24 protein-coding genes and 4 pseudogenes are annotated in these 25,664 nt (G+C 30.1%); 18 read left to right on the top strand and 10 right to left on the bottom strand.

Features of this window, described 5'->3' with window-relative positions; all coding sequences use genetic code 11:
* Positions 1-611 precede the first annotated feature (611 nt).
* The 7 genes from SOJ_RS13395 to SOJ_RS13370 all read left to right on the top strand — a co-directional run bounded on the left by SOJ_RS13395 (position 612) and on the right by SOJ_RS13370 (position 4,618).
* Positions 612-1,304 (top strand): ABC transporter ATP-binding protein, encoded by a 693-nt coding sequence (locus SOJ_RS13395; RefSeq protein ID WP_002508670.1) that lies wholly within the window; start codon positions 612-614, stop codon positions 1,302-1,304.
* A 2-nt stretch (positions 1,305-1,306) separates the two neighbouring features.
* A complete protein-coding gene (locus SOJ_RS13390; RefSeq protein WP_002508669.1) occupies positions 1,307-2,080 on the top strand; it encodes an ABC transporter permease in 774 nt (257 codons plus the stop codon).
* A gap of 89 nt (positions 2,081-2,169) precedes the next feature.
* Positions 2,170-2,334, top strand: coding sequence for a hypothetical protein (locus SOJ_RS14595; protein WP_002508668.1), 165 nt, complete (start codon positions 2,170-2,172; stop codon positions 2,332-2,334).
* A gap of 504 nt (positions 2,335-2,838) precedes the next feature.
* Positions 2,839-3,159: a hypothetical protein gene (locus SOJ_RS13385; RefSeq protein WP_052034669.1), complete on the top strand. Its 321-nt coding sequence runs from the start codon at positions 2,839-2,841 to the stop codon at positions 3,157-3,159.
* Between the two features lie 132 nt (positions 3,160-3,291).
* Entirely contained in the window at positions 3,292-3,552 is a 261-nt protein-coding gene (locus SOJ_RS13380) for a hypothetical protein (protein ID WP_002508666.1), read from the top strand.
* 111 nt (positions 3,553-3,663) lie between these two features.
* Positions 3,664-3,900: a DUF3923 family protein gene (locus tag SOJ_RS13375; RefSeq protein WP_002508665.1), complete on the top strand. Its 237-nt coding sequence runs from the start codon at positions 3,664-3,666 to the stop codon at positions 3,898-3,900.
* A 289-nt stretch (positions 3,901-4,189) separates the two neighbouring features.
* The gene (locus SOJ_RS13370) at positions 4,190-4,618 is read left to right on the top strand and encodes a GNAT family N-acetyltransferase (protein ID WP_002508664.1); all 429 of its coding nucleotides are present in this window, start codon (positions 4,190-4,192) and stop codon (positions 4,616-4,618) included.
* Positions 4,619-4,737: 119 nt separating this feature from the next.
* On the opposite strand, the gene SOJ_RS13365 is transcribed toward SOJ_RS13370, so the two are convergent.
* The 3 genes from SOJ_RS13365 to SOJ_RS13355 form a co-directional block, all read right to left on the bottom strand.
* Positions 4,738-5,238 carry a MepB family protein gene (locus SOJ_RS13365; protein ID WP_002508663.1) on the bottom strand — a complete coding sequence of 167 codons (501 nt, stop codon included), beginning with the start codon at positions 5,236-5,238 and terminating at the stop codon, positions 4,738-4,740.
* Positions 5,239-5,661: 423 nt separating this feature from the next.
* The gene (locus SOJ_RS13360; RefSeq protein ID WP_002508662.1) at positions 5,662-6,162 is read right to left on the bottom strand and encodes a GNAT family N-acetyltransferase; all 501 of its coding nucleotides are present in this window, start codon (positions 6,160-6,162) and stop codon (positions 5,662-5,664) included.
* A 65-nt stretch (positions 6,163-6,227) separates the two neighbouring features.
* The gene (locus SOJ_RS13355; RefSeq protein WP_002508661.1) at positions 6,228-7,166 is read right to left on the bottom strand and encodes a replication initiator protein A; all 939 of its coding nucleotides are present in this window, start codon (positions 7,164-7,166) and stop codon (positions 6,228-6,230) included.
* 446 nt (positions 7,167-7,612) lie between these two features.
* Here SOJ_RS13355 and SOJ_RS13350 point away from each other — a divergent pair.
* A pseudogene (locus tag SOJ_RS13350) lies at positions 7,613-8,382 on the top strand (DUF536 domain-containing protein).
* Between the two features lie 106 nt (positions 8,383-8,488).
* On the opposite strand, the gene SOJ_RS13345 reads toward SOJ_RS13350, so the two are convergent.
* A complete protein-coding gene (locus SOJ_RS13345; protein WP_002508658.1) occupies positions 8,489-9,421 on the bottom strand; it encodes an NADP-dependent oxidoreductase in 933 nt (310 codons plus the stop codon).
* A 261-nt stretch (positions 9,422-9,682) separates the two neighbouring features.
* Here SOJ_RS13345 and hxlA (SOJ_RS13340) point away from each other — a divergent pair, with 261 nt between their 5' ends.
* The 3 genes from hxlA (SOJ_RS13340) to SOJ_RS13330 all read left to right on the top strand — a co-directional run bounded on the left by hxlA (SOJ_RS13340) (position 9,683) and on the right by SOJ_RS13330 (position 13,517).
* Complete coding sequence (hxlA, locus tag SOJ_RS13340; RefSeq protein ID WP_002508656.1) at positions 9,683-10,324, top strand: 3-hexulose-6-phosphate synthase; 642 nt, start codon at positions 9,683-9,685, stop codon at positions 10,322-10,324.
* Between the two features lie 155 nt (positions 10,325-10,479).
* Positions 10,480-10,998 carry a type 1 glutamine amidotransferase domain-containing protein gene (locus SOJ_RS13335; RefSeq protein ID WP_002508655.1) on the top strand — a complete coding sequence of 173 codons (519 nt, stop codon included), beginning with the start codon at positions 10,480-10,482 and terminating at the stop codon, positions 10,996-10,998.
* Positions 10,999-11,255: 257 nt separating this feature from the next.
* A complete protein-coding gene (locus SOJ_RS13330) occupies positions 11,256-13,517 on the top strand; it encodes an ATP-binding cassette domain-containing protein (RefSeq protein WP_002508654.1) in 2,262 nt (753 codons plus the stop codon).
* Between the two features lie 141 nt (positions 13,518-13,658).
* Here the strand turns inward: SOJ_RS13330 and SOJ_RS13325 are convergent, their stop codons facing one another.
* On the bottom strand, positions 13,659-14,807 hold the full coding sequence (locus SOJ_RS13325) for a zinc-dependent alcohol dehydrogenase (protein ID WP_002508653.1): 1,149 nt from the start codon (positions 14,805-14,807) through the stop codon (positions 13,659-13,661).
* Between the two features lie 581 nt (positions 14,808-15,388).
* A complete protein-coding gene (locus SOJ_RS13320; RefSeq protein WP_002508651.1) occupies positions 15,389-16,300 on the bottom strand; it encodes a DMT family transporter in 912 nt (303 codons plus the stop codon).
* A 126-nt stretch (positions 16,301-16,426) separates the two neighbouring features.
* Between SOJ_RS13320 and pdxR the strand changes: the two are divergent.
* A pseudogene (gene pdxR / locus SOJ_RS13315) lies at positions 16,427-17,838 on the top strand (MocR-like pyridoxine biosynthesis transcription factor PdxR).
* Between the two features lie 406 nt (positions 17,839-18,244).
* Here pdxR and SOJ_RS13310 read toward each other — a convergent pair.
* Positions 18,245-18,589: a winged helix-turn-helix transcriptional regulator gene (locus SOJ_RS13310; protein ID WP_002508649.1), complete on the bottom strand. Its 345-nt coding sequence runs from the start codon at positions 18,587-18,589 to the stop codon at positions 18,245-18,247.
* A gap of 90 nt (positions 18,590-18,679) precedes the next feature.
* On the opposite strand from SOJ_RS13310, the gene hxlA (SOJ_RS13305) reads away from it, so the two are divergent.
* From hxlA (SOJ_RS13305) to SOJ_RS13290, 5 genes and pseudogenes are all read left to right on the top strand, one after another.
* A complete protein-coding gene (hxlA, locus tag SOJ_RS13305) occupies positions 18,680-19,312 on the top strand; it encodes a 3-hexulose-6-phosphate synthase (RefSeq protein ID WP_002508648.1) in 633 nt (210 codons plus the stop codon).
* Positions 19,313-19,314: 2 nt separating this feature from the next.
* Positions 19,315-19,863: a 6-phospho-3-hexuloisomerase gene (gene hxlB / locus SOJ_RS13300; protein WP_002508647.1), complete on the top strand. Its 549-nt coding sequence runs from the start codon at positions 19,315-19,317 to the stop codon at positions 19,861-19,863.
* 438 nt (positions 19,864-20,301) lie between these two features.
* Positions 20,302-20,417, top strand: a pseudogene (locus tag SOJ_RS14845) (DUF536 domain-containing protein); the annotation flags it as partial.
* Positions 20,418-20,847: 430 nt separating this feature from the next.
* Positions 20,848-21,226: pseudogene (locus SOJ_RS14260) on the top strand (NmrA family protein); the annotation flags it as partial.
* 129 nt (positions 21,227-21,355) lie between these two features.
* Positions 21,356-21,880: a hypothetical protein gene (locus tag SOJ_RS13290; protein ID WP_002508643.1), complete on the top strand. Its 525-nt coding sequence runs from the start codon at positions 21,356-21,358 to the stop codon at positions 21,878-21,880.
* Positions 21,881-22,475: 595 nt separating this feature from the next.
* Here the strand turns inward: SOJ_RS13290 and SOJ_RS13285 are convergent.
* Genes SOJ_RS13285 through SOJ_RS13275 form a run of 3 tightly spaced genes read right to left on the bottom strand, consistent with a single transcriptional unit; the run spans position 22,476 to position 23,981 of the window.
* A complete protein-coding gene (locus SOJ_RS13285; protein WP_002508642.1) occupies positions 22,476-22,823 on the bottom strand; it encodes a MerR family transcriptional regulator in 348 nt (115 codons plus the stop codon).
* Between the two features lie 46 nt (positions 22,824-22,869).
* Complete coding sequence (locus SOJ_RS13280) at positions 22,870-23,190, bottom strand: hypothetical protein (RefSeq protein WP_002508641.1); 321 nt, start codon at positions 23,188-23,190, stop codon at positions 22,870-22,872.
* Between the two features lie 32 nt (positions 23,191-23,222).
* Positions 23,223-23,981, bottom strand: a complete 759-nt coding sequence (locus SOJ_RS13275; RefSeq protein ID WP_002508640.1) for an SDR family oxidoreductase — start codon at positions 23,979-23,981, stop codon at positions 23,223-23,225.
* A gap of 286 nt (positions 23,982-24,267) precedes the next feature.
* Here SOJ_RS13275 and SOJ_RS13270 point away from each other — a divergent pair, with 286 nt between their 5' ends.
* Positions 24,268-25,614: an Nramp family divalent metal transporter gene (locus SOJ_RS13270; protein ID WP_037539666.1), complete on the top strand. Its 1,347-nt coding sequence runs from the start codon at positions 24,268-24,270 to the stop codon at positions 25,612-25,614.
* Positions 25,615-25,664 lie beyond the last annotated feature (50 nt).

Below are 25,664 nucleotides of genomic sequence, written 5' to 3'. Positions count from 1 at the left end.
CCACAAAAAATGGTGGCATATATCCCTTATGCTCTTTACTCGTGTGCAACAGCCTGTGCAACATAATATCCCTCATACTTACTTTCGAATTAATTTTGCATCATAAATTTCCATTGATTATATAGTCTTTTTAATTTTCGTTTTATAGATTTGACTATTTTCGATTACTTTTTAGCATTATCCTCTAAAATATTCAAAGCTATTTTAGCTACTATATCGACACATATCACTAATCCAATAAAGTGAAAGGCATTATTTGAGATCTATTAAAATTTTTACAGTAAAATTAAGTGTTAATAATACAATATTCAATAAGATTATCAGTGTAGATATTATTATTAAAATAGGTATTTTTTTGATAAAAGTAACTCAAGACGTTTAAAATAATTTCTATAATTTATTACGTCTATTTCAACAATACTTCTGAATTTAACTTGATCCTTCACACATTATATTTTCAATTAAACATATTAACAAAGTGAATATATTTATTCTTATATTATATATAAATATCTTTAAATATAAAATTTACTATTCCTATTGAAATAGTATTACATTAGCATAATAATTTTGTTAAGATTAATTAGTGCGAAAAATTAGGAGGTTACATATTGAAACTTTTATCTATGGAAAATATTAATAAGAAAATCAAGCGAAAACACGTTTTAAAAGATATTACTTTTTCACTTGAAGAAGGCCACATTATAGGCTTAGTTGGAGGCAATGGTGCAGGCAAAACAACACTCATGAAAGTGGTTTTAGGACTTTCCAATTATCAATCGGGTCAATTCAAAAAACATCCGAGTTCAAATCATAATGACATAGGCGCATTGATTGAAAGTCCTGGTTTATATCCGTTTTTAACAGGTTATGACAACATGAAACTCATCGACGAAGACCCAGATAATAAGAATATAGATTGGATTATCAAAGAATTAAAAATGGAGAAATTTATACATACAAAAGTAAAAACCTATTCGTTAGGGATGAAACAAAAATTAGGTATCGCACTTGCCTTCTTAAACCATCCGCAACTTATTATTTTAGATGAGCCTATGAATGGTTTAGATCCAAAAGCTGTAAAAAATGTAAGAGAAGCCATCATCAGCTTAAGAGAAAAAGGCGTTACTTTTCTTATATCAAGTCACATATTAAGTGAACTCGTTAAAGTCACAGACTCAATACTAATCATTGATGATGGAGAAATCATTAAAGAAACAACGATGGATGAATTAAATCAATCAGGTGAAAGCGATCTTGAAAATGTGCTCCTTAATATCATTGATCGCAAGGAGGAAGCGTAACTATGGTAACACTCGTCAAACAAGAACTATTTAAAATGTTCAAGAAAAAATCATCAATCATCATACCCATTCTCATTTTTATATTAATGATTGGTTTAGCCATATTAAGTAAAAGCTATCCTGATATCATAGGTTCAAAATCATTATTTAAACAAGGGTTTAGTTCCTTCTCGTGGCTTTTTTTCCTCATGATTATACAAGCCAGCACGATTATAACGATGGAATTTCATTATGGAACCATTAAAAACTTACTATACCGAAATTATTCTAGAACAAGCATTATCATCAGTAAGTTCATTGCCTTATTTATCTACTCACTTATTATATTTGTGATTAGTATGATTATTACTATCATTATCAATTTAACAATGTTCTCTGATGTAAATATCTTAAAACAAACGGGCGATAATCTATCTCTTTTACAAGAAATGTTGTTAACGGGCTTAGGTAGCTATGTAGGCATGTGGTTATTACTAAGCCTAACGCTCCTCATCTCTTGTATCTTTAAAAGTCCTGGCGTTTCAATCGCAATCGGTATTATTTTTTATTTCGCAATTTCTATTGTTTCAGGCATCTTATTCGCATTGATCAATCAATGGGAATGGTTAAAATGGTTACCGATTAATATGTTGAATTTAAGCTCTCAAATTATAGATAATGACATGATGAAATCCTTCACTAAGTTGGAATTACATGAACTCTTTATTGGGAACATTGTTTATATTGTAATTTTCTTAGTACTCGTTATTTTTGTTTTCAAAAAGAAAAATGTCTAGATATTAAATCAAAATTTTGCATCAAGTAATTTAACTAAACACGCGCTTATAATGCTAAGCGCGTGTTTTTTAATAGAAAGGAGCTTTTCATGAAATTCGTAGCACTATTTATAGGCATCTTAGTAATCATATCCTGGATACTCGTTATCAAAGATTCGAAAAATAACGACCAAAAAACAGAGAAATCTCAAAATATCATGTTAATCGCATGTTTATTAACTTTAATTATGACGATTTTACAAATATTTTATTAATAAAATCAAAGGAGTTTTACGCATGATAATCACACTTCTAGTATTGATGATAGTTAACTTTTTAGAATCTCTGTACCTAGCAATGAAATATTAGGGATTGAAGAAAAGCGATGCAACAGATAGTGCATACAAACAAATGGTAAATAAAGTCGCACCATTCATGTATATAACATTAGCTGTATCCGTTACCTTTTTAATTATATTTGAGCTTTTTGAGTGAATACAAATCGAGAAATGAACATATATTAATAATGTTTTCAGGTATCAAATTCATCATCTTGCAGTCAGTGTAATTTTTGCAATCTATTACATAATTGAATTTTTTCAATCAAGTAGAAAAATATCAAAATAAGTAGTTTTATATAGGAGCGCTTTAAATGATCACTTTATGTATTACAATTATCGCCACATGGCTGATTATAAGCATGTGTTACTTTTTAATATATTTGAAGAACAATAAAATCAGATAAAAGATGTTTTTTAAAAGAAAGGTAAGAAAAGAAAATGATGAAAGAGATAATCGCTATCACAGCACTGTCTTACGGTATCACTACAGGTGTATGGTATTTATACGTAGGTCATGGAGAATTAGGATGCTTAAAGAAAAAGATAACCACTATCCTTTCAATATTAAACAGCATTATAGTAATTATATTTGGAGGGTTAACGCTTTTAAACCTTTTAGGAATAATAAGTTATGATCAACCTTTAATATTATTAGCGCTATCGATGTTTCAACTTTCTATATTAGAAGAAAATAAATTTGGAGTGTTTTATATTTACTTTGGTTTAGCCCTACTTATAATAAGTATCTTCATACGTTAGATGGAAAAGATAAAAGTATTGATATTTTATTTAGTGTATTACTTCTAATTACATTAATAAGTGCTTTGGTTTCATTTATTCTAAAAATAGTTAAATAAAAAAATAAATATGTATAAAAGCGAGGTGTTAAGTATGAAAAATAGATTTTTAGAGGCAATAAAAGATTTCTTTTTCATTTTTATATCCACCTTTATAATAGCAACCCTATTAAACTATATAAATCCTGATATAAGCCTTAATAAATATTGGGGTAAGTTAGGTACTTTGAATTGGGTTAATATCTACAATAGTCCGAATTTAAACGGGTTAATTGTACTTGGTTTTATACTTGGTGGTATTTCATTTATTTATGATATATTTTTCAACAAAGAAAACGAAGCAAAATCTAAGTAGGAAAGTATTTCACTTATACTATACGAGTGATTAAACTCTAGCCCTATGTATTTCTACATTCTTACTTTCTAGCGTGTGTAAGAATTTATCGAATAATAAAAGGAGGATATTATGAAAACCTCATGGTTTTTCTGGTGGATAGTCAGCGTACTCGAGTTCTTATCGTTTATAGTCTTATCATTAATGGTTTGGTTCAGAGAAGTAGATGCTTCTGGTGCTATTCAAACAATTGAACTTAAATGGATCAACCTAGCAATATTAGTTGCTTTTTTCTCACTACCTTTCGTAATGCAATTCATATGGTTAATCGTTAATTTAAATTATTCAAAAAACAGGCCTGAATTTTAGGCTCTGTTTTTACTTAATAACTTTTATTTTTTAGCTTGTTTTCCAACCATAAAAATATTATTAATACTCCTAGTTTCTATTGTGACAAGCCCTATTGGACATGTTTTAGGCATCGATAGCATGTACAGTGCATTGCATCACACGATTACACATACACAATCAGCATGGGGTTATTTATGGTACTTCACTTATATCATCCCTTACATACTCTTTCTTTTAATTTTATGGGGGTGCTTAAGTCTTTTAAAAGTGTTTGAAAGATAGAAATTAAAAACAAAGGCGGTTAAAAATGATATACAAATTAGACTCAAAACCCGATATAACAATAAATAAATTAGGTGATATCTGGTTAAATTCAAATATAAAAAGTCATAATTTTATCGATAAAAGTTATTGGATTAATAATTATGAAAATGTTTTAGAAGCTTTTAAAGACTCTGAGATTATCGTTTACAAAAGCGAAGGTGAAATACTTGGTTTTTGTGGTTTAACAGATGATTATATAGCAGGTATGTTTGTGGAAGAAAACGAAAGAGGCAAAGGTGTCGGAAAAGATTTAATGCAATACATACAAAATGATAAAGACACCCTGTTTCTTAACGTATATAAAAATAATAGCAAAGCAATCTACTTTTACAAAAACCATAACTTCAAAATAGTAGACGAAAACACAGATGAAACAGGTAACAAAGAATATAAAATGACTTGGACTAAATAATTAACTTTAATAGTATAACTCAAATTATTACATTGCTAGTGGTGTTATTTTTGAGCTATTTTATATAGTATCAAGATGAGAAGAAATTCGTTTCAAAAATAAAAAATTCAAAACCAAATTCAGCCTAAATATAACTCTTTAATTTCTTCTTTATCAAAGCCCTTAGAGAAATCTAAAAAATAAGGCGTTTGCCATTTTTGAGTACTAACAGCTGTTTTATTTAAACCGTACTCCCAACTAGGATAAACCCGAATAGCCATTTTCCCTTTATATTTTTCTGAGCTTATAACCCCCTTTTTCACTAAAAGTTCTTTAGGAAAAACAAACTGTCCTTTTTTAGATCCATCCAAAATATTAATAATTAGCTTATCTTTTGATTCACTAAAATTAAAAGGTCTGTTTTTATTAATTTCATTTTTACGCCAAAAAGCAACGAAATAACCAAGTTTTTCAGGCGTTTTTTTAGCTAATCTACTTTTGAAAGTCATTCCTTTAAATTCAAAATTAAAACTCTCATATTCTTTATTCCATTGTTCAATTTCAAAGTTTACCAAAGAAAAATCATAACTAAACAAAAGTACTTCGTTTAAAAAATCTATAGACACATAATTATTATTCATAAAAAGCCCCTTTCTATTTAAATTTCATTATAAAGCGATATAGCTTTATTCCAATTGCTTTATTGACGTTGAGTCTCGGAACCCTTAAAAATCCCAAAACTTGTTGAATGGTCGGCTTAATAGCTCACGCTATGCCGACATTCGTCTGCAAGTTTAGTCATGGATTGGATTTTTATTTTTATATAGCCTCATTTGGATTCTAAAGGGGCATTTTAAAGAATTAAGGGTTGTTTATATAGATTTATACCTAAAATTTATATACGTTCTTAAAATGCAAATATGAGCCAAATAAACATATCTTAATTTCACACGCCAATTTTTGATAAAAATCAGTTTCGATTTTTTAAGCCACTCTCATTTATGTACCTAATTCTTTATTGCACTTGAACTTTAACAAAGGATTGAGTATATAAATACTCTCTCTTAGTATTCACTTCTCAAAAGACCATAGATTAATATATCTCTGTACGCATCTTGCACTAATTTATCTTGTCTCAAAATGCCCTCTCGTTTCATACCTAACTTTTCCAACACAATTCCCGCAGCTATATTGCTTGAATCAATGGAGGCCCATATTCTATTAAGTTTCTGTACTTTAAAGGCATATTTGATAATTGTTTTTGCGATATCCGTCGCAACGCCGTTGCCCCAATGATTTGGGTGGACAATAAAGTTGATTTCAGCACTTTGGTTCACTTCATCTATGGCTAATTGTATCGTCCCTATGACTTTATCTGTATCAGGATCAACGAGGACATTGTAAATCCAATTCGAATCTTTATCTAAAACCACATTAATGAATTGCTGAGTCTCTTCATAACTTTGAGGACCCCAAGTTTGATACTGTGTCACTTCTGGTAAAGCATATAATTCATTTAAACGATCTATATCAGTATTCTTTAAGTCTCTAGAATAGAACTCCATACGCGCCCTCCTAAAAATTATTAATCCTATGTAATCCTTTATTTAAATGTGAAATTACTCCACATCTACTGATTAAAGATATTATGTTGTTTCATGTTTTGACGTCGCATATAAAGTGCATGTGTTTCTTCGAATTCAGCTTTAATGGATTGCATTAAATACCCTTGCATAGCTTCAACGGTTTCATTCTTTTGTAGCAGCATCGCTTTAAAACGTTTCAACACACTTACAATTTCAAACTCAACATCTTCTAAACGATAATAGGTATCATGTGCACTATTAAATGATTTCTTCCCTTTGAGTAATACACTTTTAATAATTCGTATTTCTCTAATTTCAAATTTACTTAAATAGTCTTGAAGTTGTTGCGGCAATTCTTCGAGTACTTGGAACTTAAGCGCATCATTATTAAATTCGGTTTGTTGATGATTTGTATGATCCGAATGATTATTGTTTATTGGATTGTTGTATGTATCATTCATATCATGCGTATCATTATTCTCAGTCTCTATATAATCAGTATTACTTAAGTCAGTATCATTAGACTGTGAATTTGGAAGTTCTTGACCAATTAAATTCACAGTTCCAGAACTTCCAAATTCATTGTTCTGGAACTGTGAATTTGGAAGTTCCTTGATATGACTCGGTTCAGTGTCATAATTTGGTTTCAATAAATATAATCTGTTAGGTTTGTTAAGACCTACACGTTCTTGAGTAAGTAAATTAAATTTCACTAATTCTTTTTTTAATTTTATGATTTTTTGTTCAGCATAGCCTAAATATTCACATAAATGTTTATTACTGAAAATAAAATAAATGTTGTTATTTTTATCTACCCATTCGTTCTGTATAGATAATTCAAAGCGATCTTTTAATAATGCATACATAATTTTGGCTTCTGCTGACATTTTTTTAAAATATGCATCTTCAAACAAATATTTAGGCAATTGATAAAATCTTTCAGTTTTCACTTGTGATAAATTGTATTTCTCAAAACTTGGCATAATAAAAACCTCATTTCCATTTATTTTGGGATTGAGGTAATAAAACAATTTTTACGAAAGTTACATGTTTTGTGCTTGCACTTAGATGACTAGATATATATAATACAAGTATCAAAAAAATATATAAACAAACGAATGCAAATCGTTTTATTACCGAGAGCCGATGCTACGCCAATAGCATTGGCTCTTTTAATATTCATAAAATAATATTAACACTTTTAAACCTGTATATAAAGCGTTTTAAGAATAGTTAGAATTATTCTATAACCTCAAAATACTACCTATAATATTTTTAGTGCCTAATTAGGTAGTTATAATACTGTATAGGTATCTAATTAGGCATTTAGGTGCTAAATTAGCCACTAAACCTAGGTGGTAAAAGATGAAAAAAACTTCGTTAGGTGGTAAAATTTAGGTACCTAATTTAGTACCTAAGGATGGATGTTATGAAAACTATTAAAATGGTTGCTGATGAACTGAATGTAACCAAACAAACTATTGTTAATAATGCTAAAAACTTAAATGTTTCTTTTAAAAAAGAAAACGGTGTTAATTATATTAATAATGATGATTACTTGAGAATTATAGAAAAAATAACTAAAAAAGAAAATACGATAGAAAATAGGGAAACTGTTAAAAAAAAGACTTTAATAAAAAATATCCAGAAGTTGAAAATACAGTATATAGCAATATTGATAGTTCTGATACACTAAAAACAAAAGTGAATGAATTAGAAAAACAAATAGAAATATTCGAAACTAGAGCTAAAAATGATGAAAAATATATTGGAAGTCTGACTAAACAATTAGACCAACAGAATAGCAATGTTAATACATTGAATAAACTATTGGAGAATCAACAAATTTTAGCTTTGGAAAGTAATAAAAAAATTCAAAAGCTAGAACATCAATTAGAAGAAGAACGACAGCTTAATTATTCTTTTGATACAACGACTAATGATAGACAAAACGTCAATGCGCAAGAAGCAACTTTTACTAAAGAATCTCCAAATATCAACCAACAACAAGAAGAAAATGAGCCATCAGAAACAGAAGTGGAACATACAGATATATCTGAAGAGAAAAAGATTGAAAGTATAAAAGAAGATGAATTCCAAAAGAATGATAAACCATCTGAAGAAATCAAGAGTGATCCTGGTAATAGGGAAGAGGAAGCACCTAAAAAGGGGTTTTGGAGCCGGTTTTTTGGTAGCTAATATAATTAATTAGGCACTAAAAGGTTATAACCTTTTAGTGCCTTTTTTATATAGTGATAACTTCTGATAATCATCGGTTATGTTAATTTAAATAATAAATCATATATTATGATTTATTATTTATTACAATTTTCCCTCTAGAATGACCATTTTCACTTAATTTATGAGCTTCTCGAACAAAAGATAGTGGGAAAATAGCTTCGAAGTAAGCTTTGACAACACCATATCCATATAAATTAACAACTTCTATTAAATCTTGACGATTTAATTCTGTCCATGTGAAATATGCTGTAATTCCCTTACTTTCTGCTTTCTTTTTATTAACTTGTCCGCGTATAGATATTAGTCTGCCTCCAGGTTTCAATACATCATAACTACGTTCAAGTGTTTCTCCTGCTTGTGTATCAAGGACGATGTCATAATCATGTACATAATCTTCAAAACGTTCTGTATTGTAGTCAATGGTAACATCTGCCCCAATTGATTTTAAAAATTCATGGTTGTGTGTACTTGCAGTAGTTGCTACATAGGCACCTTTAGCTTTAGCTAATTGAATGCCAAATATACCTACTGCACCTGCGCCACCATGTATTAATACTTTATCGCCGTGTTGCATTTCACCATATTTTATTAACGCTTGATAGACAGTCAAACCATTAATTGGAATTGTCGCACCTTCTTCAAAAGATAATGATTCAGGTTTTTTAACAACTGTGTTTTGATTAATGGCCACAAATTCTGCATAACCACCGTTTTTATCAAGTTGTTGTGTTGCAATAACTGGTGTACCTACTGTTAAATCTGTTACTTTTGAGCCGACTTTACGTATAACGCCTGATATATCCCATCCTAAAATGAGCGGTATAGGGTAATCAATTTTCCCTTCTTGTTCACCTCGTCTAACATGCCAATCGTATGGGCTAATACCTGTATTTTCAACTTCAATTAATACTTCTTCATCTGTTATCTCAGGTAGTGGTAAATTAAATTCTTGTAATACATCAGCTTCTCCATATGATTCTATTGCAAATGCTCTCATCAATATAACCTCCTAATTAGTTCACTTTGTGTGTTGGAAAATATGGAACAATTTCTTCGCCTAATTCATCTATAATGTCTTCAACAGGTCTTCTACCAATTATAGAAAAGCTAAATATTTGGGTATATAATAATCTTTATTATTATATTTAATTAACAACACAACATCTTTAATTTTTATAGTGACAAAAATGTCAGTATTGTTATTTGTCGTAAATAATACCATAATGATAATATAAAAGATAGATAGGAGGGCGTTTTAATGGAATTACAATTAGCAATTGATTTATTAAATAAAGAGGATGCTACAGAATTAGCAAATAAAGTTAAAGATTATGTAGATATCGTAGAAATTGGAACACCAATTGTTATAAATGAAGGATTACCAGCTGTACAACATTTAAATGATAATATTGATAGTGTAAAAGTATTAGCAGATTTAAAAATTATGGATGCTGCCGACTATGAAGTAAGCCAAGCAGTTAAATTTGGTGCAGACATAGTAACAATTTTAGGCGTTGCAGAAGATGCATCAATTAAAGCAGCAGTTGATGAAGCACATAAACATGGCAAACAATTATTAGTAGATATGATTGCAGTACAAGATTTAGAAAAACGTGCGAAAGATTTAGATGATTTAGGCGCAGATTATATCGCTGTTCATACTGGTTATGACTTACAAGCTGAAGGTCAATCTCCTTTAGAAAGTTTACGTAAAGTTAAATCTGTAATTAGTAATTCTAAAGTAGCAGTCGCAGGTGGTATTAAACCAGATACAATTAAAGATATTGTTGCAGAAAATCCTGATTTAATTATTGTTGGTGGCGGCATTGCAAATGCTGATGACCCTGTAGAAGCTGCTAAACAATGTCGTGATATTGTAGATGCCCATACAAATGCATAATCAGTTACAATTAATATTAAATAAGATTAAACTAAACAGATAAAAATGCACATGTAGTTGGTGAAAAAATTAGAAAACATTTTATGTTTAAACTTTCTTTTTCTAGTGTATATAGTACTTAGGTTTTAAAATATAATTGAAAGGTAGGTTGTATTATGACTAAAAAAGTAGCAATCATTTTAGCAGATGAATTTGAAGATATAGAATTGACTAGTCCAAAAGAAGCATTAGAAAATGCTGGATTTGAGACTGAAGTTATTGGAGATACAGAAAAACATGAACTTGTTGGCAAACATGGGGAAAAAGTAACTGTAGATGTTAGCATTGCAGATGCGAAACCAGAAAGTTATGATGCCTTATTAATTCCTGGCGGATTCTCACCCGATCATTTACGTGGTGATGAAGAAGGTCGCTATGGTACATTTACTAAGTATTTTACTCAAAATGATGTGCCTACATTTGCGATTTGTCATGGTCCACTTTTACTAGTTGATACTGATGATTTAAAGGGCCGCACAATAACTGGAGTTATCAATGTGCGTAAAGATTTATCTAATGCTGGTGCACACGTTGTTGATGAATCAGTTGTAATAGATGATAATATTGTAACGAGTCGTGTCCCAGATGACTTAGATGATTTCAATAGAGAAATTATTAAAAAATTAAAAGCATAATTTTGTAATATCAATCAGTATTTATTATCTAAGAGACTAACAGCAAAGTTTATAACTTTGCTGTTAGTCTCTTGTTGTTAGGTTTTTATAAAAATAAAATGAACTTAACTTCATTAAGATAACTTATAATCTACGATAAAATATTAGATATTCTACATACTGTTTTTGTAATGTAACCTATTTCGAAATTCTACTAATCTTTTAACTTCATCTATACTATTAATTGTTAAAAATTACAATGGAGGGCAATTTAATTTATGAATGATATTACCATTATAGGAGCTTCACAAAATAATTTGAAAAATATAAATATAACTATACCTAAACATTTAGTTACAGTATTTACAGGTCGTTCTGGTTCAGGTAAGTCATCACTGGTTTTCAGAACAATAGCTGCTGAATCTGAACAACTTTTAAATGAAAGTTATTCTAGCTACATTCAATTTCATTTAAATAAGCAGCCTAAACCAAAAGTAAAAGCAATTAAAAATCTTCCTGTTGCAATGACGATTAGTCAAAAAAGATTTAATGGTAATTCTCGCTCTACTGTAGGTACAGTATCTGATATATACGCCTCTGTTAGATTGTTATGGTCAAGGATAGGTGAACCTTTTGTCGGTTATTCAGATGCTTTTTCATTTAACAGTCCCAATGGTATGTGTGAAACATGTGAAGGATTAGGTTACATTGAAGACATTAATTTAAACGAGCTCTTAGATTGGAGCAAATCTTTAAATGAAGGTGCTATTAATTTTCCATCTTTTGGACCTGATAAAGAAAGAGGGAAAGCTTATCGTGATAGTGGTCTGTTTGATAATGATAAAAAATTAAAAGCATATACAAAAGAAGAATTAGATTTGTTTTTGTATCAGGAGCCAATAAAATTAAAAAAACCACCTGAAGAATGGCGGAAATCAGCAAAATATGTGGGGCTTATACCTAGGTTTAGAAGAATATTCTTGGGAGATAAAGAATTTAACAAAAAACGTTATGCTAAACATCTTAAAAATGTTGTGGAAAATAAAATTTGTCCAACTTGTAACGGTCAACGTTTAAATTCGAAAATTTTGAGTTGTAAAATTATGGGGAAAAATATTTCAGATTTCACACAAATGACTGTAAAAGAAAATTTAGCATTTCTTAATAAATTAAATAATTCAACAGCCCAGTTTATTATTGAACCACTCCGAAAACAATTAGAAGCACTTGATTATATAGGATTAAGTTATTTAACTCTTGACCGTGTAACCACTTCTTTATCAGGTGGAGAAGCACAACGGCTTAAATTAATACGACATTTAAATAGTTCGCTATCTGATTTGGTTTATATCATTGATGAACCAAGTGTTGGTTTACATCCAGAGGATATTGCAAAAATAAATGAAATTTTGAAATCTTTAAAACATAAAGGTAATACAGTATTAATTGTAGAACATGATCCTGATGTAATTAAAGAAGCAGATTATATTATTGATATGGGGCCAAGTTCAGGGGCGCAAGGTGGAGAGATAACGTTTAAGGGAACATACAAAGAATTATTGTCTTCAGATACATCTACTGGGGAAGCACTACGTATCAAACATCACTTAAAAAATGAGATACGTGAAGCAAAGAGTTTTTATCATCTTGGACCAGTGACCCAAAACAATTTGAATAATGTGACAGTTGATATACCCAAGCATGTTTTGACAGTATTAACTGGAGTAGCAGGTTCTGGGAAAAGTTCACTTGTTAAGGCAGGTTTTGCAAAAAATGATAATGCAGTATTTATGGATCAAAAAGCGATACAAGGTTCCAATCGGTCTAATTTACTAACTTATTTAGGTGTTTTTGACAGAGTCAGAAATTTTTTCAGCAAAGAAACTGGATTAAATAAATCTATGTTTAGTTATAATTCGAAAGGAGCTTGTGCCAATTGTGGTGGTAAAGGTTATATTGAAACAGAACTTGCATTTATGGGTGAATTTTCACAAACATGTGAAGTGTGTCACGGTAAACGTTATAAGCCAGAAGTGTTGAATGCAACTATAGATGGCTATTCTATTGCTGATTTTCTTGAATTGACTGTTGACGAAGGTATAAGATTTTTTGATAAAGAAAATGAAATTCAGTCTAAGTTACAAGCTATAAGTAAAACCGGATTAAATTACGTAACCCTTGGCCAACCTCTATCTACATTATCAGGTGGTGAAATTCAACGCGTTAAATTAGGCCAATATTTAAATGATGATGTTACAGATAGTATTTTTATATTTGATGAACCTACGACAGGTTTACATGAAGCTGATATTCCTATATTGATAAACTGTTTTAATGACCTTATTGAACAAAATAACACTGTTATTTTAATTGAACATAATTTATCAATTATGTGTGATGCTGATTGGATTATAGATGTAGGACCAGGCCCTGGTCTAGATGGGGGTAAAGTACAATTTAGTGGCTATCCTATAAACTTTGTTAAAGAGAATAAAACATTAACATCTAAGCATTTGAAACTTTATATAGCAAATGATTAAAATTGTTTCATATTTTCATATAGCATTGGTTAGATTTAGAAATTTTGTAACTTAGCGATTCTGAAAATTATCACATGAAATTAATAAAGAAGTCTATATACTGGTTATAATCTGTATATAGACTTCTTTATATATTTATTATTATGGTTTTAGAATTACTTTAATATTATTATCTTTTTTCTGATCGAAAATATCATACGCTTGTTTTGCATCTTCTAAAGGCATTGTGTGAGTTATAATTTCTGTTGGATCAAAAACTTCATTTTTAATCATTTCATATAATTTTGGCATTTGATGAATAACTGGCGCTTGTCCACTTTTTACTTGGACATCTCTATTAAAAATTAAATCTATTGGATAATTGTCTGCAGGTGTACCGTAAATACCAGTTAATTGAATCGTTCCAAATTTTCTTACTGATTCAGCTGCTGTAATAATTGGACTAATATTACCTCGTTGTGCTGAATTTGAACTTATCTCTAAATCATCTTGAGCAACTTGTCCATCCATTCCAACACAATCTATAACGACATCTGCACCACCGCGTGTGCTTTCACGAAGTAATTTTCCTATATTATCTTCTTTAGAAAAATTATAAACTTCAGCGCCATTGGATTTTTTGGCATGGTTTAATCTATGTTCTACATTGTCAATGGCAATCACACGTTCAGCGCCTTTTAATTTAGCAAATTTTTGTGCCATTAAACCGATTGGGCCACAACCAAGAACAATAACGGTATCTCCAGATTTTACGCCTGCATGTTCAACACTCCAATAAGCTGTTGGGACAACATCAGATAAAAATAATACTTGTTCGTCTTTCAAATCACTATCTGGAACTTTGAAAGAGGAGAAATCGGCAAATGGGACTCTTAAATACTCTGCTTGACCTCCCCAGTGGTTTCCGTGCATGCCACCAAAACCGAAAAGTCCACCATTATCCATTTTCCAACTTGCCGGTGATGGATTAGAATTATCACACTGAGACTCCATTTCATTATTACAATAGAAACAATCGCCGCAACCTATGTTAAAAGGTATAACCACTCTATCTCCCTTTTTTAAGGTTTTAACGTCTTTTCCTACTTCTTCTACAATTCCCATTGGCTCATGTCCAATAACAAAACCAGGATCCATAAATAAATCGCCTTGATGATAAAGATGTAAATCAGAACCACATATACCTGAAGCTGTTATTTTTATTATTGCATCCGTTGATTCTTCTATTATTGGATCATGTACTTCACGAACTTCCATATTTTTATGACCTTGATAAGTAACTGCTTTCATTTAAACCACACTCCTTTAAAAAACTTTACCCTTGATATTATAATGTAAACTCAGAAGAATAAATTGATTTATTACTCTTTTTAGAAAATTGTTAGTTTATATGTTGCAAAATACCAAACATCGCATTTATTTAGCCAAAATTAATAAAAAAGTAATTATAGATAAGTTTAATACACGTAAGCAATATACTATATTAGAATAAAATTAAAGATTTATCTAAAAGTAACTATACAGTTTTGAACTATTTATAAGTAACTGCTGATTTTAAAGAAGAATTTGTGCGTGTTTTCTTAAACCGAAATAAAAATCTGAAAAAGCAAAGGATTTTGATGTTTATTGCTTTTAAAAGCTAGTAATTTAAATGAACATTATGTTATTGCTACTTTTTGGGAAATCAAGCTACTTACAAACTATGGCAAGATTCTCGAGAATATAAAGTATCTCATAAGAAAAGAGGGATAAAAAATGTATAGATCAAGATATTTTCGTTAACGAGCATGTTTTGAAATGATTAAGACACTCTTTTTAAAGAAGTGTCTTTTTTATACTACTTTATAGCTTAAAAGTTTTGAAAAATTTGTTTAATTTTCATACTTACTTTTTTTCGGCGTAGTTAAAGCTACGACAGCTATAATAATAAATAGTCCGCCTAGTAGTTGATAGTATCCAAAGGATTCATTTAACCAAGTAATTGAAATGATGATGGCAACAAGAGGTTCTATACTGGATAAAATGCTTGTTTCAGATGGAGATAAATACTTTAAACTTCCAATATAAAGAAGAAATGAAAGAGTTCCACTTATAATCACACCTAATAACATAATAGTTGTTGTGATTGTTAAGTCTTCAATAAAACTTTGAATACTAAAATTTAAATTTAATAAAAAGGAAAGTACACCTGCGATTAACATCCCCCACCCAACCACAAGAATGACGCCCCATTTCTTGATTAAAGAAACGGGTTGTATAGTATAAAATGTAAAACCTAACATTGTAAGAATTCCAAAGATAATACCCTGTTTGGTTAGAAGAATGTTTTGATACGAACCATTTGTGATTAAAAAATAGAGACCAATTAAAGCTATAACTATAGAAATAAATTGTCTGGCAGTTGGTAGCTGCTTGATTTGTATGGATACATAAATTGTAATAAGTATTGGAGCAAAAAACTGAAACAACATAGCCGTGACAGCATTGCTTACATTGATTGCCTCGATAAAAAAGTATTGAGCACCGAGCATACCAATAGCGCCAAATAATATAAGTTGAATTCTGTGACCCGGGTGCTTCCAAATTTCAAAGATTTGTTTTTTTGAAAAAGAAAGGTACAAGAGAAGAAAAATTCCAGCTAATAATAAGCGAAAAACAAGAAAATCTATGGATGAAATGCTGGAATGTTGGAAAAGCCACTGTATCATCGGTCCCGATAGGCCCCAAAGAGTTGCTCCGCTAATAATCATAATAAATCCTATATGTTGATTTTGTTGATTCATTTTAACCCTCCATTGTTGTTGTTTTTTTATTTCTATGATGTAAAAATTGTACTCTTGAGGTATTATAGTGAATATCTGACTCTTTTATAAGTGCCAGTATTTTATTAGTAGAGGGGGCCAGAGTTAATGTTACAGTTAACACCGAATTTTGATATTCAAGGCAAAGATCCGATTTATATCCAGTTATATTCGTATATTAAACAAGAGATAAAGAAAAAAAATTATTACCTGAAATGAAATTGCCTTCAAAACGAAAACTTTCTCAGCATCTTTGCGTTAGTCAAAATACTGTTGAATCTGCCTATGGGCAATTAGTTGCTGAAGGCTACTTAAAAGCACTTCCTAGAAAAGGATATTATGTTTGCGATATTGAAGAAGAGGATTTTAATATAAATTATCAAAATCCCCAGTATGTGGAGGAAAAATTAAATAACAACGATGGTTATACCTATGATTTTGCATACACTGGTGTTGATCCAGAATCGTTTCCTTTTAACCTTTATAGAAAGTTGGTAAATGAAATATTTCAAAGTGATAACAAACAAATATTACAGTTAGGCCATCCTCAAGGAGAGCTATATTTACGAAGAGCGATTGCGGATTATATTTACGAAGCAAGAGGAGTAAAATGTTATCCAAGTCAAATTGTTATCGGATCTGGCACACAAACTTTAATGAAGATACTTTTTCTATTATTACCAAGGAGCAAATTTGCTGTTGAAGACCCTGGCTATCATAGGAAAATGATGTTGTTTGAAAAAGAAGCAAATCAAGTAGAATTGGTTCCAATCGATTCAGAAGGTATGCTTGTTTCCCATTTAAGTAAATCTGATGCAGATGTAGCGATTGTGACGCCGTCCCATCAGTTTCCTAGTGGTATGATTATGCCGGTTTCAAAACGCTTACAAATATTGAAATGGGCAAAAGAGCAAAAAGACCGTTATATTATTGAAGATGATTATGATAGTGAATTTCGATATAGTGGTAAACCAGTACCTGCGCTTCAAGGGTTAGATACCGGAGAAAATGTGATTTATATGGGTACTTTCTCCAAATTGCTATTACCTTCTCTGCGTATTAGTTATATGGTTTTACCAATTTCTCTAATCAAGATTTATCAAGAAGACTTTTTCTTTTATGCTCAAACAGTCTCTCGCATAGACCAAAATATCTTAAAAGAATTTTTAAATAGAGGATATTGGGAAAAACATATTCAAAAAATGAAAGTAGTTTATCGAAAAAAAAGAGATGTTTTAATTACAGCTATTTCAAAACATTTCCCAGAAAGTGTTGAAGTTATAGGCGAAGACTCTGGTTTGCATTTAACCCTACGTTTAAATAATGGTATGACAGAACAAGAGGCTATTGATCAAGCAGCAAAATTTGGTGTAAAAGTAAATTCTGTTTCTGAATACGGGGAAAATGATGGCCAAACCGTCCTCCTTGGCTTTGCAGTACTATCCATAGAACAAATAAAAGCAGCAGTTAAACTGCTTGAAAAAGCATGGTTTGAAAAAAATACAAGTAATCATTATTAAGATTTTCTTTTTCAATAATGACTCTAAAGGTAAGTATATACAAAGTATTGTATATAAGAATGATGCTAAAAGAGACTTTTGTTACTCATACTGTGATATCAACAATAGTTTCGATAGCAAGGTTAGTATTTATACTAATATTCCATTATTTTTAATATTAATTTTATTATAAAGATTAACTTAAAGCGAAGTATAATTATACTTCGCCTTTTTAAATATATAATCTAATGACCCTATATACACTATTAATATCAGAAAAAATATTTTGTATGTTTAGAGCGTATTTCTATGTCTTTGAGTCGTTCTCTATTTATATCGATCTACTAGTCCATATAAAAACATATCAATATTCCTGAAAGAGATTATATAAAGTTCGGTTCAATTTTTCTTCTTTTAAAAAAATTAACTAATTTTCATTGTTAATTAATTTCAAATATTCATCTCCCCATTCACAAATACCATAGACCACATTGTCGAGAGACAAACCAACACTAGTTAATCGATATTCAACTTTTGGAGGGACTACTGGATATATAGTTCTTTTTATTATCATATCCTTTTCAAGCTCTCTTAATTGTCTAATTAACATTCTTTGATTAATATCTGGTAATTTTTTTTCTAATTCACTCAACCTAAGTACTTCTGATTGTAATAAATGGTAAATAATAGGGATTTTCCACCTACCACCAATTACTGATAAAGCTAAATCTTTAGAAGTGTAAAATAATTTATTATTGTATTCTATTAACAATTTCTTCTCCTCAGTGACATATTTGTCAGTATTGTATTTTCGAATTTATTATACCATAATGAATACATAATATATAGGAGGTAATAACATATGGAATTACAACTAGCAATTGATTTATTGAATAAAGAGGAAGCGACAAAACTTGCGAATAAAGTTAAAGATTATGTAGATATCGTAGAAATTGGTACACCAATCGTTATTAATGAAGGTTTACCAGCGGTTCAACATTTAAATGATAATATAGAAGGCGTAAAAGTACTTGCAGACTTAAAAATTATGGATGCTGCAGACTATGAAGTAAGCCAAGCAGTTAAATTTGGTGCAGACGTAATAACAATTTTAGGTGTTGCTGAAGATGCATCAATTAAAGCAGCAGTTGAAGAAGCACATAAAAGTGGTAAAGAACTGTTAGTAGATATGATTGCAGTCCAAGATTTAGAAAAACGTGCTAAAGAATTAGACGATTTAGGCGCAGACTATATCGCTGTGCATACTGGTTATGACTTACAAGCTGAAGGTCAATCTCCTTTAGAAAGTTTACGTAAAGTTAAATCTGTAATTAGTAATTCTAAAGTAGCAGTTGCAGGTGGTATTAAACCAGATACAATTAAAGATATTGTTTCAGAAAATCCTGATTTAATTATTGTTGGTGGCGGCATTGCAAATGCTGATGACCCTGTAGAAGCTGCTAAACAATGTAGAGCTGCGATTGAAGGAAAATAATGATGACAGAAATCACAAATTATCGTTTAATACTAGATGAAATAGACAACACATTATCACATGTGAAAGACAGTGAAGCCGAAACGTTTTTAAAGCAAATTATTAAAGCAGAGCAAGTTTTTGTATCTGGAAAAGGACGTTCGGGTTTTGTAGCAAATAGTTTTGCGATGAGATTGAATCAGCTTGGGAAGGGTGCACATGTAGTTGGTGAGTCCACTACACCTTCCATTACCGAAAAAGATTTGTTTGTTATTATCTCTGGGTCAGGTTCGACAGAGCATTTAAGATTATTAGCAGATAAAGCTAAAGCTGTTGGTGCAGAAGTTGTATTATTATCGACAAACCCGGCTTCAGCGATAGGTGAACTTGCAAATGCAGTTATTGAATTACCGGCAGGGACGAAATATGATGCTGAAGGTTCAGCACAACCCCTAGGTAGCCTATTTGAACAAGCATCACAAGTGTTTTTAGATAGTATTGTTTTAGACTTAATGACTAAGTTAAAAGTTGATGAAGAAGCAATGCAGCAAAATCATGCTAATCTGGAATAAAACCTACAAAAGATGATTCACTTTAATACTCCACATTTATTTGTGGGGTATTTTTAATTTAAAGAAACGCCTTGAGATATTTCCTAGTAGTTATAAAAACTAATTAGTATTGAATATCACTACTACATTTTTGAAAAGTGATATAGATTTATAGCCAGAATTTTTAGATTTACATTGACGATACTGCATCAAAAGAAAAAGTCAATCTACTTTTTCTAGTTTGACTTTTATTTTTATATCTAAAGGCACACTTACACACCTAAAAAACGTCGTGCTAAAAACAAATTTACATGTGGTAATCCAATATCCTTATTATACATTTTAACAGTTGGTTTAAAGCAAACTTTAAAAATATATAATTTTTAACCTATTCAATTACATTTGTTTCTTAAAACGCATATATGAGCCAGAATAGAAAAGAGTTGCAGGAAAGATCAAAGATTGCTAAAGAATCAGCAAGTTTTGGCGTTAGAGAGTAATAAAAAAGATTCAAAAATTAATTAGAGGAAGAGAGGCTGCTTAATTATTCCTTTGATACACCTACTAATGATAGATAAAACGTGGATGTGTAAGAAGTATCATATACTACAAACGCTGTAAATATTAATCAACATTAGGAAGAAAAAAGGGTGAATAAACACAACTTAAAAAGGCTTTTGGAGTCGTTTGTTAGTAACTAATTGTAATTAAAAAGGTGCGACAAGCTCATAAACTTGTCGTACCTTTTTATGTAAATCGTACTTCTGATACTCATCAATTTAATTTTAAATTTAAGTTCATTTATCAATAAAATTGGGTATTATTTATTAAGAGACGTAGAACTCTTGCCACACTTATATCAAATTAATTTAATTGTAGTGAGCAATTTAGCTTATTATGAAAAAGATGAGCTGAGGCAAGCATGTGCCTGCTCATTTTTAAAATTGGAGGCTAAATTTACAAAAAAATTCTATTAACAGGTGCTTCAGCATATCATATATAGAAAATAAGTCTAATGAACAAAATGTTACATGGAAATCTTCAGATTTATTTGATTTAAATGAGATAACAGAAGTAATGAAAAACGTAGATATCGCTATCTATCTTGTTCATTCGATCATACCTTCAGCTAAGTTAACACAAGCAAGTTTTGAAGATATGGATGAAATATTAGCAGATAATTTTGCTAAAGCATCAAGGTTTTAATAAAGTTAAACATATCATATTTATGAGTGGCCTAATTCCAAATACGAATGAATTACCACAATGTTTAAGAAGTCGCTTAGAGTGTAAAGACATTTTAGGAGCATATGGTGTGCCAGTAACTACGTTGAGAGCTGGACTAATTATAAGTGCTAAGGGAAATTCTTATCCAATACTAAAAAATTGGTATCCAATGCTCGTTTTTATATAGTTAATATGAAATTTATATTCATAGATTGTTGAATATAAATTGTTTTATGCTACGTTTAATTTCCTACTACTATTTCCTAAAAAAGAAAAGGAGCTAAATATGATCAATATTATATCAGCGATAGGATCGCTTGGAACATTTATTATGGCGTTATTTTATTTTGTATCAGTATCACTTCAACTTTACCAAATGAAAATAAGTTTTATTCCTGCATTAGGATTTAATCAGATTTTATTAATTAGAGATAAAGACCAAAAATTAAATTTAAAAAACACCACTTCCAATGTGGAAGAAAATGAAGATTATTTGAAATTATATAATTTAGGAGGCGGTGCAGCAAAAAAAATCACCATTGAAGTTTTATTAGGTGAAGATAAAGTTATTCAAAAAAAGTATGTTAATATGTTACCTAGTAAAGAAGGTTATATGTTACCTATAAATAAGACAGTATTTGATGAATTAGACGATACTATAAAAAATAACGGTTACGAATCCAATATGAATATTAAGTTATCCTATTATCATAATGTGAGTAGAAAAAAACAAGAAATATTTTTAAAAGGGCATATAGATGCATTCAATAACTACAAAGATAAGGAAATTTATGAATTACAGTTTATTTAAAGTAATAAAATGAATGAAAAATAAGATAGTTAATAGTAAGGTCTTTCTTTAACAAAATGCTTTTTAATCATAAAATATGCTAATGATTCTTATAATAATCGTATTTTTTATATCATCTCATTAGTTGATACTTTGCTTGTTCAGTTAACACTAACAAAGAAAAAATAGAGTTCAGCTTGTTTTAAATACTGATTATGAGTTAATTATTTTATAAGAATACTAATCTACATTTTCATGATTAATTCATAAAATAACTAGCCTAGAATTACAAAGAGTGTAAATTTATGTCTATAATTAAAATTCTAGTTAGAAAAATCGTTCATTATTAAGACAAAATTTGATTATGAAACGATTAAAACACATACATATTATGTATGTGTTTTTGCTATACTTATATCTATTAATTAATATAATTACTAAAGGTCGGTACAATAATACTTGAAAGTAAAAGATTAATATTGAAATTTTCACTTTCTATGGCATAAATTTTCTCTACTAAATCGCAATTTTTTATATGAAGTTAAAGAACTATAAAAAATGTAAGGAGCAATTTATATTTTCTCCATTTCTCCTCCCTCTAATACTGTACTTTTACTTATTCGCTTTCCAGCAATTTAAATTTATCTTCTAATGTTTGAAGTCCTTTATCTATAATATTTTTTTGTTCTATTAAATTTTTTTGATGTTCTAAAAATATGTCTTTTCGTTTCATTTTGGTAGAACTTCCTTGATGATACAATTCAGCAATTTCTTTTAACTTTGATACAGGCATATGTGTCTGACGCATACATTTTATAAACTCAATCCAATATAGATCCTCTACTGAAAAATCTCTATAGCCATTCTTATTTCTGGTAACAAATGGAAAAAGCCCTGCTTTGTCATAGTATCGAATAGTATGTTCACTGATGCCTAAATTATCGGCTACTTGCTTTACTTGCATAATTTACCTCCTAAAAAAGGTGACTTTATAAAGTCACCTTTTTGGTCTATTTAATAAGTTGAACTAGTAAATCTTCATAGTCATTATGGATAATAGCTTCAAACCCAAATGTTGATACCATATCACTCTTTAATGACTCCACAGTGTTATAACCAATGAGTTCAGGATCATCTATTTTTAAACCAATTCGTTTAATGTCATTATGGAATAAATTATTTTGATGAGATAGCTCAATTATTTCTTCAGCTAAAGATTTAACGTAATTATTACTTGGCAAAGATACGTTCTTATCATCTATGACCTTTTCTTCCGTTATAATCTTAATATCTGTTTCATTTTCTTTAAATATTGCTAAAAAGTAATACATATCAAAATGACCTCCTTATTCTTTAAAGTTAACTAGCGTGTCGTATAACCGCCATTTGCAAATAATGTTTGTCCATTTATCCACCAACCATCTAAAGTTAAGAAAGTAATAATCGGCGCGATGTCTTCTATATTTGTAAGTTGATTATGAAGTGCTTGGGATTTATGGAATGCCACAGCATCTTCGCCTTCTTGAGGATAGAAGAAAGGTGTATCCATTGGTCCAGGAGCCACTGCATTAACTGAAATCCCTCTATCCATAAACTCTGATGATGCTGCGCGTGTATAATGCTCGACGGGAGCTTTTCCTCCAGCGTAAGTTGAATAAAATCCTGTATAAGCAGCAAGCAATGCAGTGGCTAGAGTGATGATTTTGCCATTATCATTCATAGCCTTTTCAGCATATTTAATAAAGAAATAAGCTGACTTTGCATTGATGTCTGCCATACTATCAAACTCTTCTTCAGTCGTTTCTGAAATAGGTTTTTTAAGTACTTTTCCTACTGTATTTATTGCGATATCAACTTTTCCAAACGTCTCTTCAGCATGTTGAAATAAAGCTTGGACATTACTAACCTTAGTTAAATCACCAGAAAATAATGTACCTTCTCCACCTAACTCTTCAACTTTTGAAAGTGTAGCTTTAGCATCATCTAAAGACTTTTCATCATGATAATGGATTACTAATTTAGCCCCATCTTTAGCGTAAGTAGTGCTTAATAAGCCACCAAGGTTCTTAGCACCCCCAGCAATAACTACAACTTTGTCTCGTAAACTATTAAATTTACCCATATTATATAACCTCCTTTGAATATATTTCAATCATAAACCTTAGACCGCGATATCAGGCAAGTGTTTATCTGATGTTTTTTGGAATCGGTTTCGTTGGAATGATAACTGGTTCAATAGCAACTTATTTTCTGAAAGGTAATAAGAAGTCTAATATAAAAGGTCGTTTAAAAATAATAGGCAAAGATTAATTAAAATCATCAGAAATTAAACAACTAAAAGTTTAAGTATAATTAAAATAATTTTTAGGTCGACCTAATTTATGCTATAATATTCATTGATAAATTTAATGTTCAATGAGGAGATTTTTAAAGTGAAGAAAAGTTTAGAAGAAATAAATGGAAAAGTTTCTTTTGATAGCGAAGCAAATGGTATCAAGAAACTAATAATGTATCTAGGCCCTGGCCTTCTTGTTGCCGTAGGCTATATGGATCCAGGTAATTGGATTACTTCAATGGCAGGAGGAGCACAATTTGGATATACATTATTATTTATAATATTATTATCGAGCTTATCAGCCATGTTACTTCAAAGTATGTGCGCTCGTTTAGGTATTGCGAGTGGTATGGACTTAGCTCAAGTAACTAAACACATAAGTAATAAGCCGTTGTCGATAGCAGCTTGGATTGTTACAGAGTTAGCAATTATGGCTACAGATATTGCAGAGGTCATTGGTAGTGCGATAGCATTAAATCTACTTTTTGATATACCTTTAGTAGTGGGAGTAACTATTACTGTATTAGATGTTTTACTTTTACTAGTAATTATTAAATTTGGCTTTAGAAAGATTGAAGCTATCGTAGGTGTATTAATTTTTACAGTTCTTTTTATCTTTGTATTTGAAGTTTACTTTGCTTCTCCAGAATGGAGTGCTGTTTTAGGTGGCTTTATTCCAAGTACAGAAATAGCTACTAACAATGGTGTGTTATACATAGCTTTAGGTATCATTGGTGCGACAATCATGCCTCATAATTTGTATTTGCATTCTTCAATTGTTCAATCACGTAACTACATACGTGAAAGTAAAGCTAAGAAAAAAGAGGCTATTAAATACGCTATTATTGATTCACATATACAACTTTCAATTGCGTTTATTATTAATTGTTTGATTTTAATATTAGGTGCCGCTCTATTCTTTGGTAATGGTGAAGACTTAGGACGATTTTATGATTTATATAATGCTTTACGAGAATCGGATTTTGCAGGAGCTATAGGTGGTGCTGTTATGAGTACATTATTTGCCATAGCTTTGCTAGCTTCAGGGCAAAATTCAACCATTACGGGCACATTATCAGGACAAATTGTCATGGAAGGGTTTTTAAATATAAGAATTCCTCAATGGGCAAGAAGATTAGTCACTAGACTAATCGCTGTGGTTCCTGTATTCATCTGTTTATGGTTATATGGTTCAAGTACTTCTAAAATTGAGGATCTATTAATTTTCACACAAGTGTTTTTAAGTATTGCATTACCCTTTAGTATTATTCCTTTAACGTTAGCAACCAATAACCCTAAAATAATGGGAAAAGAATTTACAAATAAAACATGGGTTAATATTATTGCTTGGATTTTAACAATCATATTAAGTATATTGAATATATATCTAATTATAGAAACATTTAATGAGTTTTTATAAAAATTCATTAAAATTAAAAAATTTGATGTTCGTCAGACTTTCATAAACAA

The sequence above is a fragment of the Staphylococcus sp. OJ82 genome, assembly GCF_000294465.1.
In the GTDB taxonomy this organism is placed as follows: domain Bacteria; phylum Bacillota; class Bacilli; order Staphylococcales; family Staphylococcaceae; genus Staphylococcus; species Staphylococcus equorum.
Note: the sequence above shows the minus strand (reverse complement) of the source record. Positions and strands in the feature narration are given on the sequence as shown.